At 68.0% G+C, this 13,407-nt stretch carries 8 protein-coding genes; 3 read left to right on the top strand and 5 right to left on the bottom strand.

What is annotated here, in order from left to right; translation table 11 throughout:
* Positions 1–29: 29 nt before the first annotated feature.
* Positions 30–2,111 carry a kinetoplast-associated-like protein gene (locus ABD231_RS13330; protein WP_344150025.1) on the bottom strand — a complete coding sequence of 694 codons (2,082 nt, stop codon included), beginning with the start codon at positions 2,109–2,111 and terminating at the stop codon, positions 30–32.
* Positions 2,112–2,325: 214 nt separating this feature from the next.
* Here ABD231_RS13330 and ABD231_RS13325 point away from each other — a divergent pair, with 214 nt between their 5' ends.
* The gene (locus ABD231_RS13325; RefSeq protein WP_344150022.1) at positions 2,326–4,791 is read left to right on the top strand and encodes a hypothetical protein; all 2,466 of its coding nucleotides are present in this window, start codon (positions 2,326–2,328) and stop codon (positions 4,789–4,791) included.
* Entirely contained in the window at positions 4,788–5,306 is a 519-nt protein-coding gene (locus tag ABD231_RS13320; protein WP_344150020.1) for a hypothetical protein, read from the top strand. Before ABD231_RS13325 ends, ABD231_RS13320 begins: the two co-directional genes overlap by 4 nt.
* Here the strand turns inward: ABD231_RS13320 and ABD231_RS13315 are convergent.
* Both ABD231_RS13315 and ABD231_RS13310 read right to left on the bottom strand, forming a co-directional pair.
* Complete coding sequence (locus tag ABD231_RS13315; RefSeq protein ID WP_344150018.1) at positions 5,303–8,155, bottom strand: AfsR/SARP family transcriptional regulator; 2,853 nt, start codon at positions 8,153–8,155, stop codon at positions 5,303–5,305. The two genes, ABD231_RS13320 and ABD231_RS13315, sit on opposite strands and share 4 nt — an antisense overlap.
* 73 nt (positions 8,156–8,228) lie before the next feature.
* A complete protein-coding gene (locus ABD231_RS13310; protein ID WP_344150016.1) occupies positions 8,229–9,002 on the bottom strand; it encodes a helix-turn-helix domain-containing protein in 774 nt (257 codons plus the stop codon).
* A 54-nt stretch (positions 9,003–9,056) separates the two neighbouring features.
* Between ABD231_RS13310 and ABD231_RS13305 the strand changes: the two genes are divergently transcribed.
* Positions 9,057–10,016 (top strand): zinc-binding dehydrogenase, encoded by a 960-nt coding sequence (locus ABD231_RS13305; protein ID WP_344150014.1) that lies wholly within the window; start codon positions 9,057–9,059, stop codon positions 10,014–10,016.
* Between the two features lie 51 nt (positions 10,017–10,067).
* On the opposite strand, the gene ABD231_RS13300 is transcribed toward ABD231_RS13305, so the two are convergent.
* Together ABD231_RS13300 and ABD231_RS13295 are read right to left on the bottom strand one after the other, a co-directional pair.
* The gene (locus ABD231_RS13300; RefSeq protein ID WP_344150012.1) at positions 10,068–12,608 is read right to left on the bottom strand and encodes an ATP-dependent Clp protease ATP-binding subunit; all 2,541 of its coding nucleotides are present in this window, start codon (positions 12,606–12,608) and stop codon (positions 10,068–10,070) included.
* Between the two features lie 430 nt (positions 12,609–13,038).
* Complete coding sequence (locus ABD231_RS13295; RefSeq protein ID WP_132401678.1) at positions 13,039–13,368, bottom strand: histone-like nucleoid-structuring protein Lsr2; 330 nt, start codon at positions 13,366–13,368, stop codon at positions 13,039–13,041.
* Positions 13,369–13,407 lie beyond the last annotated feature (39 nt).

Here is a 13,407-nt window from a genome sequence, read left to right as displayed (position 1 = left end):
TCACTGACAAGGATCTGACTGTCACGTCCTCATCCTGATTCCCCCGTGGAACCCTCACTGGAGGACATTCCACCACCTGGGCGGAACCCCGGTACAGCGAGTGCCTCGATCACACCCGAAAGCTGGGTGAGCTCCTTGGTGATCTCGTCGCGGCGCTGGTTCAAAGCCGCGACCCTCGCCTCGGCATCGGCGAGTAGTTTACGGGCCTGCGAGCGCAGATCGTCCGCATGCTCGCGGGCCTGCGCCTCGAGTTGCTGCGCCTCGGCACGGGACTTGCGGATCAGCTCGTGGGACTGGCGCTGGGCGTCGGCGAGATCCTTGGCCGCACGCTCGCGCAGAACCTGGGTGCTGGACTGGGCCTCGGTCTCGCGCCGGGTGGCCCGGTCGACGATCTCCTTGGCCTCGAGTTCGGCCGCGGCCTTCACCCGATCGGCCCGGGCCTGCGCCTGCGCGGTCACCTTCTCGGCCTCGTGCCGGGCCGTGGACAGCGTCGCCTCGGCCTGCGTGGAGGCCGTCTCCAAGGTGTGCTCGGCGAGCGCGGTGAGCTCGGCGTTCTCCTTGGCGATCGCTTCCTGGGTCTGCTTGAGCCGGCTGGTCGAGCGGCCGACCACGCGGCGCAGGTGCGCGCGCTTCTGCAGCAGCAGCTCACTCGCCTGGGCGGCGGCCTGCTCGCGGATCGCCTGTGCCTCGGCCTCGGCGGTACCGATCAGGTCGTCGACAGTCTTCTTGCTCCACAGCGTCTGCTTCTCGGCCTCGGCCATCGCCGTCTCGGCCGCCCTGTTCGCGTCCTCGACGATCCGCTGGGCCTCACCGGTCGCGTTCCGCCGGTCGGCCTCGATGGAGTCGACGACCAGCTTGGCCTGCGCCCGCGCGTCGGCCATCAGCCGCTCGTTGGACAGCTCGGCCTCGGCCTTGCGTTCGGCAATCTCGGCCACGGCCTCGGCCCGGAGCTTGTCGATCTCCAGCGAGATCGCGGCCAGTTTGGCCCGCTCGGTCTCCTCGAGCTCGGCCGTGCGGCGCTCCAGCTCGGCGCGGTTCTCACCCCGCAGCCGCTCGATCTCGGCGTGCGCTTCGGCGATCTGGGCCCGCGACTTCTCCCGGGCGGCCTCGACCTCGAGCTCGACCGCGGCCCGCAGATCGGCGGCCTCGGTCTCGGAGCGAGCGATCAGCTCAGCTTCGTTCTGTACGGCGGCCTGCGACACCAGCGCGGCTTGCTCACCGGCATCGGCAACCAACTGCTGCGCTTCGCGGCCGGCCCGGTCGACCATCAGCTCGGCCGCTTCACGAGCCTCGCGGGCGGCGACGAGCAGCTCGTCGGCCTCTTCCTTGACCCGACTGGCTTCGGCCTCGGAGCTTTCCCGCAACCGGTACGCCGCGGACTCGGCCTGCTGCTTGACCCGATCGGCCTCGGCTTCTGCCTCTGCCTTCACCCGGGCGGCTTCGGTCTCAGCGCCCTGGATCCGGCGATCGGCCGCGGCCTGCGACTCGGCGCGGACCCGATCGGCGGTCGCCTGGGTCTCGTTGCGCAGTTGCTCGGCGGCCGATTCGGATTCGCTGCGCCGCTTGGCCACTTCGTCCGCGACCGTCACACGCAATTGCTCGGCAGCGTGCTCGGCGCCCGCGGTCATCCGCTCGGCGAGTGTCGTTGCCTCGGTACGAACACGCTCCGCCTCGGCTGTCGACTCCGCGCGGAGCTTCTCAGCCGCCTCGGCCGCTTCCCGGCGTACTCGCTCGGCCTCCGCGGTGGACTCGGCCTGCAGGCGCTCGGCGGTCTCCTGGGCCTCGGACCGGACGCGCTCCGCCTCGGTCTCGGACTCAACGCGCAGCTGCTCAGCCGCGCGCTCGGCATCGTTGAGCAGGCGCTGCGCGGACGAGGTGGCGTCGGACCGCAGCTTCTGCGCCGCCGCCTCGGCCGCAGCCCGGAGCTGCTCGGTCTCGGTCCGGGCGCGCTCGGCTTCCTCGCGAGCCAGGTCGTTCTCGTACTCCGCCTGTTCGCGCAGGGTGTCGGCGATTCGCTGGGCGCGCTCGAGCACTCCGCCCGCTTGCCGCACACCAAAGGAACCGGTGTCGACGACCGGTTCCTGGGTCAGGGGCAGACGCGGCGCGTCCATGCGACGAGATGATTCCATCCTCGGCCCCCTTTCCGACAGTCCGGGTCCCATCAACGTGGTCACAGGGTTACAACGCGATACATGGGTGCCAGGTAACTTCTTTTTCATGCCGCTGCGCGATCTGCCCACCGAATCGCAGGCGGCGGCAGCACTGATCCGTATCGAATCGCTCACGCATCGTAGGACCATACGACGAACCGGCAAACCCGGTGTAGTGCTTGCGTGTCTTGCGGTCGGAGCCCTGTTCGCAGTCCTGCTACCAGGCCGGACCGGCACAGGCTGTTACCTCTGGCGGGCCAGCATCCAGCCGGTCGGCGGCCGGTCCGCGGCCCTCCTGCTGCCGGTCGTGATCGTGCTGCTGATCCTCGTGGATCGCTTGTGTGCCGAGCGTTTCGAGCTACGCCGGCTGGTCCGCGGATGGGGTACGGCGGCGGTCGCCGTGGTCACCATGGTGGCCTGGACCGGATTCGTCCAGCAGGGTCGGCCGAGCTGTTCTTTCTCACCGGCTGTGATCGGCACCCTGGCCTGCGGAACCATCGCAACAGCAGTTGCCGGTTACTGGGCTACCCAGTTGTTCCGGCGTCCGATGACGCCTGAACCAACACTTGGGAACGACTCGCCGAACCCGTCCGCTGAACCGCTGAATCAGTCCGAATTGCGGGCACTCTTTGTCCGAATGCTCGACCAGACCGCGAAGTGGACTCCGGTCCGGGGCCGGATCATGCCGCTCGCGACCGGCATCCTCGCCGTACTGGTTCTGCTCTCGACCGTGCTGCCGTGGCGTGAGCTGCGGGATCCGGTCGCGGTCGGGCTCGCGGACGCCGGGCTGATCCGGGTGCAGCTCTGGGAGATCCCGCCGGCTCGGATCTGGGCGCTGATCATCTGCGCGCTCGCCATCGCGACCCTGGCCACTCGGGGTCTGGTACGACGTCTGGCGGCCGTCGGCTGCGGTTCGGCGACCGTGGCCGGGCTGGCCGCGCACCTGCTGTGGCTGCCACCAGTACTGCCGAACGGCGTCGGGTATCGCCCGGGTGTCGGCGCGTGGACCGCACTGGTGCTTGCGGTCCTTCTGATTGCCACCGGGCTGATCGGTGGTCGCCTGCTGGTTCTGCTCGGCGGCGTCGGCGCAGTGGCCGGACTACTCGCTCCGGCCGCGACAGGTACGACGTACAGGCCGGAGACGACTGTGGGTGTGCCGTATCGGATGCTGGACCTCCATGGCGGTCAGCTGGTCGATCGACTCGGGATGAGGGTCGCTATCGGCACATCTGATCCGCTCGACTCGTTTGCGAGCACCCTGGACGGTTCACCCGGGCACTGGCTGCTGGGGCGGACAGGGTCGGAGAGCTCAACAGTCTTTGCGTACGACGACGGTGTCGCGCTACCCGAGGTGACGCTGAACCACGGTCCTACCGCACCGGCTCTGTGGGGTGTCACCGACAATCGCCTCGTGTTGCTAGCCGGTGGAGCAGGCGGCAAGCCGTGGGCGGTTCTGTCCGTCCCACTCGACTTGCCGCAGGCGGACATCAGCCTCAGCCACAAGGACCCCGACGGCAAGTATTACGTGACTCCCGGGGTGGAAGTCCTTGCCTCAGGCGTCGGACCGGCGCTGAGCCATCGGAACGCAGACCGCTCGATTGTGGTGTGGGGTGGCTCGACCACCTGGCAGATTCCCGCCAACCAGCTCCGCCCTGGGATGCGGTTGCATGACTTCGCGTTCAACCCGGGAGCGGGCGCGCCCGGCAATGCGGTGTCCAGTGGCCCGGACGGTACGACGGTCTGGCGGACCAGCGAGACCGGTCTGGCGATGGCGCGTCGCGGCGGAGCGACTCAGCAGCTGACCGGGGTGGCTCCGGCCGGCTGTCTGTTGAGCAGGGACGCTGCCAGCTCGTCGATGACGGTCGATGCGTTCGCGGTCGATGTGCGCGGCAACGTCTGGCTCGGTGGTGGAGCGCCGACCTCGGTGATCACACCGGACGGCGTACTGCGGAAGCTGCCCGGTGGCGCCGACGGAGTCAGCAGTATCGAGGCGCGACCGGATGGTTCGGTGCTGCTGGGGACTTCGCCGGGCGGCGGTGGTCAGATCCTGCAGATCCCCGATGCGGCCAGCGCCGCATCGACGTACCCACCTGCACCCGACCCGCAGCCCCGCTGCGATCGACGCACACCAGTGCGCGGTACGACGAACTTCCGCGCGACCGTACTGCCGCCCGTCGAGACGGTTGGTTCGTCCGGTGTGGGTACGCAACTCGGACTCGATGCGACCGGGAAGCTGGTGCGGATCCGGCTCCCGCTCGCTGCCCACGTTTGGGCGCCCGACGGCCAAGGCGGAGTGTGGTGGACCCTTGCGGATCCCAAACGTGCCGTACATTTGCTGCGTGGCCGGACCACAGTGCACCCAGATCTGAACCTCTACGGACCAGACGGCGTACGACGAGTTGTGGTCAACGGTGAGCTGCGGCCGCTCAGCGATGCACCCGGGACCTGGTTCGTTGGACCCGACGGAAAGCTCTGGGGGTACGACGCACTGCGCCTCCTGCGAGTGGATGCCGGCCGGGTCACTGTGCTCGCCGGTCCGGCCCAAGGTGTGCCACAGGCTGCGGATCAGGTGACCGTGATCGGCCAAGCGCTGTACTTCCAACTGGGCAACGACCTGGTCCGTCTGGAGGCCGCCCGATGAGCGCACTCCCGGATGAAGAGCTGCCGATCCGTCTGGCCGCTGCCGAGCAGAAGCTGGCCGTCAACGAGCACAGGTGGTTCGCCCGAGCCGGACTGCTGGCCGCACTGGTCACCGGCTTCACACTGCTCCTGCCATGGACCTACAGCCGCCGACTCGGTCTCTCTGTCTGGCAACTGGGCATAGAAACCCAGCCACAGCTAGCCCTGACCTGGCTGGTCGGTCTGCTCGCCACAGTCGCGTTGCTGGTCCTCAAACCCGGTCACAAGGCCCAGGCCGCGGCCTGCATCGTCGCCGTCATCACTCTGCTGTTGCTGGCCGGTGCCTACCAAGCAGGTCAGGTGGAAGCCCTGGGCGACACCTGGCCCGGCCCCGGCCCAGCCATCGCCCTCGTGACCACGGTCTGCTGGCTCGCGACCACCACAGCCCACCTGCTGGCCCAATGCACCAGCCACCACACACCGGACCCGGCAACCATCACCCGCACCATCAGCCGGCTCCGGCGCCGCGAACCCTAGATCGCCGGCGTGTAGCGCGTTGCTACGCCCCGACCGCGGTGCTCGAGGCGATACTCCAAGCCGGTGGCCAGAGCGCCGTACCCGGCCTCTGTAGCCACGTCACGGGCCCTGCGGAGGAGGCGGTCGGCCCGGGCAGGCTGTTGCGCGCAATCAGCCAAGCCGGTGAGGGCTTCGACGATGCCCAGCGCGTGATCGCGGTCCTGGCTGAGGCGGAGCGCCAGATCGAACTGCTCGGCAGCCGACTCCCCACGACCGGCACTGAGGAGACTACGGCCCAGGTGGAGTCGAGCGTCGACCTCATCGAGGTGGGTGCAGTTGCCGATCGCCAGCGTGAGCGCCTGCTCGTGAATCTCGACGGCCAGCTTGGTGCGGCCGAGCCGGCGGTGCGCCTCACCTTGATGACACAAGGCGTAGCTCATCGAGAAGTCCAGCTCGTGAATGGCGGCCAGGCGTTGCGCGGTGCGCGTCGCTTCGAGAGCCGGCAGCGGATCGTCCGCCGCGAGACGGCAGACCGCGATGCCGTTCAGCAGTTCGGGTTCGAGTCGCTCGTCACCGATCTCACGCGCCAACTCCAACGCCCGCTCGTAGTACTCCAACGCCATAGCGAACCCGTGCTGCCGAACCGCCAACGCAGCAAGCCGACCCAGCGTCTCGACGACCGCCTCGCGATCCCCGGCCAGATGCGCGAGACGCAACGACGTACGGAGTAGGTCGGCATGACTCGACGACGGATCCAGGGTGCCCTGCGTGTAGCCCAACGATCCCAGGATGCGCGCCCGCAACCCCGGTTCGTCCTCCGGCGCCAGCTCCGCGGCCCGGCGCAGATCGCACAATCCCTTCTGCGGCCCACAACGGAATTGCCCGAAGTTCCCACGCAGGAACAGCAGCCGCGCCTCACCGACCGCATCCTGCCGCCGGACCGCAGCAGCCAGCCCGATCGTCAGCACGGCGTCCAATTCGTCCAACCGGCTCCGGTCATGCAGGTAAGGAGCCAGCACCAACGCGAACCGCACCGTGGCCGCATCCTCCGCAACCTCCAACGCAGCAAGCAAATTCGGCCGCTCAGAGTCCTCCCAACCAGCCATCGCTAGGTAGTGCTCAACGAGTCGGCTGACTGCCTTCGCGTCATCGGCGACCTCGGTGGCATAGCCACGCAGCAAGTCATGGAACTCGTACCGCCCGGGCCGCGGCGCCAGCAACAAGCTCGCATCCACCAAGTTCTCCAGCAGCACCTCAGCCGCCGGTACGTCGATCCCGGCGAGCGCCGCCGCTGCCTTCGCGTCGAAATCCTTGCCAGGGAACAACCCAAGACACGCGAACATCCGACGCTGATCCTCAGGCAGATGCTCATACGAGACCGCGAACGCCGACCGGACGCCGTTCGAATCGCCATCGAGCTCGCGCAACCGACGCCGTCCGCGCAGCCGCTGGTTCAAGTGCTGCATCGACCAGGCCGGCCGATGCCGCAACCGCGCACCGGCGATCCGCAACGCCAACGGCAACCGTCCGCAATGCTCAGCCAACTCACGAACCGCAGACTCGTCGCCACCATGCCGATCCGGCCCGGCGATCTCGATCAGCAGCGCGATCGCATCGTCCATCGCCAGCAGGCCAAGGCCGAGCCGGCGCTTGGCATCCAGCTCGACCAGCAACCGTCGGCTCGTCACCAGCACCGCACAATCCGATGCCCCCGGCAACAATGGCCGCACGGTCTCCGCATCCGGCGCGTTGTCCAGGACGACCAGCAACCGCAGCCGCGCCGACTTCGCGCGCCACAACGACAGCCGATCCCCGAGGCAGCCAGGAATCTGATCCGCCGGTACGCCGATGCCGCGCAGCAGGTGGTCGACCGCCTGCTCGGTCCCGAGTGGCTCGCGCCCCGGCGTGTGCCCGTGCAGATCGACGAACAACTGGCCATCCGGGTACTGCGTCGCCAGCAGATGCCCGGCCTGGACCGCCAGCGCGGTCTTGCCGATCCCCGCCATCCCGTCGATCGCCAGCACCGGCGGTGCGGATCCAGCAGTCGTTCGCAGGGTGGCAACGACCTCGGCCAGTTCCGCGGCACGACCGGCGAACGCAGCGCCGCCGTACGGGAGTTCGTTGCGCGACGGCACCGCAGGCGCCTCGATCCGCAACAGCGTTTGCTGGGCAGCGCGCAGTTCGGGGCCTGGCTCGATTCCGAGTTGTTCGACGAGCGTTCGCCGTACCCGTTGATAGGTCTCGAGTGCCTCGGCCTGTCGGCCGCTCCCAGCCAGCGCGTTCATCAGCAGTACGGCGAACCGTTCGTCGAACGGATGGTCAGCGACCAAGCCGATCAGCTCCGGGATCGCTTCGACGTGCCGACCGGCGGCGAGCTGCAACTGGATGCGCGTGCCGAGCGCCTTCTCCCGGCGTTCGGCGATCCGGCGGCGTTGTCCGGCGAGGTACTGCCCCGGCAGACCGCTCAACGGCTGGCCGCGGAACAACGCCAACGCCTGCTCATGGAGCGCTAGCGCCTCTTCCGGATCACTGTGCTGACCGGCAGCCCGCACTGTCGTCTCAAAGCGTTCCAGATCAAGCACTCCGGCATCGAGCCGCAGCACGTATCCCGCCGTCGTCCGTTCCAGCCGAGCATCAGGCAGCGACTTCCGGATCCGGTACACGTAGGTCGGCACGACCTTGATCCCGGTCGGCGGTGGGTCGTCATCCCAGACCAGATCGAGCAACTGTTCCGGGGTCAGCACGCGATCCGCATTCAATGCCAGTACCGCGAACATCGCCTGCTGCCTTAACGGCCCGACCGAAATTGCCGCCGCACCGCTGCGGACGGTGAGCGGTCCGAGCAGATCGATGCGGAGCCTCGACGGCATCTTCGCAGTGTAGAAGCGCAATTGCCGCACCCGCCCGAATCCGGACACCTTTCGAGCACCGTCGAATGTCTGGTCAGGACCTCGCGGGAAAACCCGCACGATAGCGGCCAGGCGTGGTACCGACCAGGGCAGCGAAGGCTTCGATGAAACCACTCGGATTGGACCAGCCGCAGGCATGAGCGACCTCGGTCGTGGTGCGGTTGTCGGCCAGCAGGACGAGCGCGTGACAGATGCGAAGCTGCGTTCGCCACTCGTAGAACGTCATCCCGAGCTCATCGTGAAACAACCGGCTGAGAGTCCGGGCACTGGCGCCGATGGTGCGCCCAAGCTCGGCCAGCGACCTGTTCTCGGCGGGATTGTCGGCGAGGAGCCGCGCGATCGCCTGCAGCCTGTCGTCGGCGGGTTCCGGCAGGTGCAACGCCAGTTCGTCGGCGTCCCGCAACTCGTCGACCAGCACGCGTCGGAGCCGGGCCTCGGCGCCGCTGTCATAGTTCTGCTCACCCGTGAGCGCGAGGATGACTTCGCGGGCCAGCGCGGAGGCGGTGAAGACGACCGGATGCTCAGGCACTCGGCGAGCCAGCGAGACGGGCAGGAACAGAATCCGCATGTCCGTGGTGCTGTGCGCCCGATGCGAGTGCTGGAACCCGGCCGGTGTCCACGCGACCCGATTGGCCGGCACAACCGACGTACCGCGGACTGTTTGCACGGACAGCACGCCACTGGCGGCGTACACCAGGTGGCCCTGTGAATGGGCGTGCAGCGAGCTGACGCCGCCCGAGCGCCACAGGTGAACACCACCTGAGGGCCACAGCCGAGAGGCTTCAGGGGTTTGGCGGGCATCAGGCATAACTTGGCATCCTACCGGTGGTCGGCCAGCATCAGCAGCGTCGACAGTGGATGCATGATGCGAGCCGCAGTGTGTGTCCGGGCCGGTGGGCCAGAGGTGCTGGAGTTTCGGAAGGTCCCGATTCCGGCCGTTCGAGCCGGCTGGAGCCTGGTCGAGATCAAGGGTGCGGGCCTGAACCGTTCCGAGCTCAGGACCCGCCAGGGACATTCGCCGAGCGTCACCTTGCCGCGCATCCTCGGGATCGAGTGCGTCGGCGTCGTGGCGGAGTCCACCGATGCCCGGTTGCCCGCGGGGACGACGGTCGCGGCCGTGATGGGCGAGATGGGCCGCGCGTTCGACGGCGGGTACGCCGAGTACGCCGTACTGCCGAACGAACTGCTGATGCCGATCACCACGACGCTGCCGTGGGAGGTGCTGGCGGCGCTGCCCGAGACGTACCTGACCGCGCAGGGCTCGCTGGACGCACTTGGAGTCGCAGCGGGCGACCGCCTCCTCATCCGTGGCGGTACGTCGTCGGTCGGGATGGCGGCCGCGTCGATCGCGACCGCCCTCGGCGTCGAGACCGCGGGGACCACTCGCCAACCCGCCAAGCTCAGTGGGCTGCACACCACCCACGCGTTGCTCGACGACGGCGGTTCGCCGGCAGCCGCCGTACGGGCTGTGTGGCCGGATGGACCGGACCACGTCCTCGATCTCGTCGGTGCCCGGACGGCGCTCGACTCGTTGCAGCTCGTACGACGCGGTGGCAGCGTCTGCGTGTCGGGGTCGCTCAGCGGGTGGCTGGTACCCGACTTCGAGCCGATCGCCGCCATCCCGTCCGGGACCAAACTGACGTCGTTCCACAGCAAGGACACTGCCGGGAACACCGTGGCGTTGCAGGGGATCGTCGACCAGGTCGAGGCCGGCGCCTACCAGCCGAACCTCGACCGGACCTTCGCACTGGGCGAGATCGCCGCGGCCCACGCGTACCTGGAATCCGACCAGGCGACCGGGAAGGTCGTCGTACTCCCCTGAACGCCGAAGGGCCTCACACCGAGGTGTGGGGCCCTTCGCTGACTTACTGGTTTACGAGTCCTGCAGACCCGAGGCGGTGCCACCGGCTGCGAGGTCCGTCAGCTCCAGCTCGGAAGCGCCGGACTTCGGCGTCCCGGTGAAGGTGAAGTACTCGCGCAGGCCGTCGGCGTCCACGGTGTCCTCCGGTGCGACGTCGACCAGGACGATCTGGCCGGGCCGCAGCTCCCCGAACAGGATCTTCTCGGCGAGGACGTCCTCCACGTCGCGCTGGAGTGCGCGGCGCAGCGGGCGGGCACCCAGGACCGGGTCGAAGCCACGGTCGGCGACCAGTGCCTTCGCCGCCGGCGTGAGCTCGATGCCCATGTCCTTGTCCTTCAGGCGCTCCTCCACCTGGGCCAGCATCAGGTCGACGATCTTGACGATGTCGTCCTTGCTGTGCTGGTGGAAGACCACGATCTCGTCGACACGGTTCAGGAACTCCGGGCGGAAGTGCTGCTTCAGCTCCTCCGTCACCTTGGACTTCATCCGCTCGTACGAGCCCGAGGTGTCCGCGGTCTGCGAGAAACCGAGCGCACCCTTCGAGATGTCCTTGGTGCCCAGGTTGGTGGTCATGATGATGACCGTGTTCTTGAAGTCGACCACGCGGCCCTGGGCGTCGGTCAGGCGACCTTCGTCCAGGATCTGCAGCAACGAGTTGAAGATGTCCGGGTGGGCCTTCTCCACCTCGTCGAACAGCACCACGGAGAACGGCTTGCGGCGGACCTTCTCGGTCAGCTGGCCACCCTCTTCGTAGCCGACGTAACCGGGAGGCGAGCCGAACAGCCGGGAGGCCGTGTGCTTCTCCGAGTACTCCGACATGTCGAGGCTGATCAGCGCGTTCTGGTCGCCGAACAGGAACTCGGTCAGCACCTTCGACAGCTCGGTCTTACCGACGCCGGACGGGCCGGCGAAGATGAACGAGCCGCTCGGGCGGCGCGGGTCCTTCAGGCCGGCGCGGGTGCGCCGGATCGAGCGGGACAGCGCCTTCACGGCGTCGGTCTGGCCGATGTACTGCTTGGCCAGCACCTTCTCCATGTCGAGCAGTCGCGAGGACTCCTCCTCGGTCAGCTTGAAGACGGGGATACCGGTCGCGGTGCTGAGCACCTCGGCGATCAGCTCCTCGTCGACCTCGGCGACGACATCCATGTCGCCGGCCTTCCACTGCTTCTCGCGCTCGGCCTTCGCGTTGATCAGCTTCTTCTCGTCGTCGCGGAGCCCCGCGGCGCGCTCGAAGTCCTGAGCATCGATCGCCGACTCCTTCTCCCGGCGCACGTTCGCGATCTTCTCGTCGAACTCGCGCAGGTCCGGCGGAGCCGTCATCCGGCGGATCCGCAACCGGGCCCCGGCCTCGTCGATCAGGTCGATCGCCTTGTCCGGGAGGAACCGGTCGGAGATGTAGCGGTCGGCCATCTGCGCGGCGTTCACCAGCGCGGCATCGGTGATGGTCACCCGGTGGTGCGCCTCGTAGCGGTCGCGCAGACCCTTGAGGATCTCGATCGTGTGCGCGATCGAGGGCTCGGCGACCTGGATCGGCTGGAACCGGCGCTCCAGCGCGGCGTCCTTCTCGACGTACTTGCGGTACTCGTCGAGGGTGGTCGCACCGATGGTCTGCAGCTCGCCGCGGGCCAGCATCGGCTTCAGGATGCTCGCCGCGTCGATCGCGCCCTCGGCCGCACCGGCCCCGACGAGGGTGTGGATCTCGTCGATGAACAGCACGATGTCACCGCGGGTGCGGATCTCCTTCAGCACCTTCTTCAGGCGCTCCTCGAAGTCACCGCGGTAGCGGGAACCCGCCACCAGGGCGCCGAGGTCGAGGGAGTAGATCTGCTTGTCCTTGAGCGTCTCCGGGACGTCGCCACGGACGATCTGCTGAGCCAGACCCTCCACGATCGCCGTCTTGCCGACACCCGGCTCACCGATCAGGACAGGGTTGTTCTTGGTCCGCCGGGACAGCACCTGCATGACCCGCTCGATCTCGGTCTCGCGCCCGATCACCGGGTCGAGCTTCGCCTCACGAGCGGACTGGGTGTAGTTCCGGCCGAACTGGTCGAGCACCAGGGAGCTGCTCGGCGCACCTTCGGTGGTGGCCCCACCGGCGGTGGTCGGCTCCTTGCCCTGGTACCCGCTCAGCAGCTGGATGACCTGCTGCCGGACCTTGTTCAGGTCCGCACCGAGCTTGACCAGGACCTGCGCTGCGACACCCTCACCCTCGCGGATGAGGCCGAGCAGGATGTGCTCCGTGCCGATGTAGTTGTGGCCCAGCTGCAGGGCCTCGCGCAGGGAGAGCTCCAGCACCTTCTTGGCGCGGGGGGTGAACGGGATGTGCCCGCTCGGTGCCTGCTGCCCCTGGCCGATGATCTCCTCGACCTGGGAGCGGACGGCCTCGAGCGAGATACCCAGGCTCTCGAGAGCCTTGGCGGCGACACCTTCACCCTCGTGGATCAGGCCGAGCAGGATGTGCTCGGTCCCGATGTAGTTGTGGCTGAGCATCCTGGCCTCTTCCTGAGCCAGGACGACTACCCGACGGGCGCGGTCCGTAAATCGTTCAAACATCGCCAAAGCGCTCCTTGCCTCAGAGGAGTCGGACGTGCCGTGTGGGCCGACCCCCGTACATGCATGCTAGTCCCCGGTACCTACAAGCTCGCTCTGGGCGAACAAACAATCACTGTTGGATCGGACACCCGGGCGGCATCACAAGGGAACAACCCCACGGATCTCCAGGGTGTTCCCGCCTGACCACGATCGGACAGCATGTTCGCCACCAGCGAATTCCTGCTGGATGACTGCCGGGTCAGGCACTCCGGCGACCGTCCGTCGCGACCGGGATGTCCACATCCTGAAACAACCGGAATGCGGACGATCCCCCAAGGGAGCGGAGCTCCCCATGACACGCCGAAGGCGGGATGGTCCGCGCTTTCTGCGGACACATCCCGCCCACGACTTCGGCCCTCAAGGGTACCGGGATCGCAAGTCCTTGCCGAAATTACTTGGCTTCGTTGTACGCCGCGCGCACCTCGGCCGAGATCCGGCCGCGCTCGCTGACCTCGTAGCCGTTCTCCTTGGCCCAGGCCCGGATGTCGGCGGAGTCCGATGCGGACCGGCCGCGACCGCGGGCCCGTCCGGCGGCGCCGCGGCGGCCGGCCACCCGGCGGGCCGAGCCGACGTACCCGGCGAGGGCGTCGCGCAGCTTGGCGGCATTCTTCTTGGAAAGGTCGATCTCGTACGTCGTCCCGTCCAGCCCGAAGGTCACGGTCTCGTCGGCCTTACCGCCGTCGAGATCGTCCTCGAGGACCACCTGCACCCTTTGCGCCATCGATGACAATCCTTCCTGCACCCGTCACCGGGCACAATC

The sequence above is a fragment of the Kribbella yunnanensis genome (assembly GCF_039529655.1).
GTDB classification, from domain to species: domain Bacteria; phylum Actinomycetota; class Actinomycetes; order Propionibacteriales; family Kribbellaceae; genus Kribbella; species Kribbella yunnanensis.
This window is presented reverse-complemented; position numbering and strand designations above follow the sequence as displayed.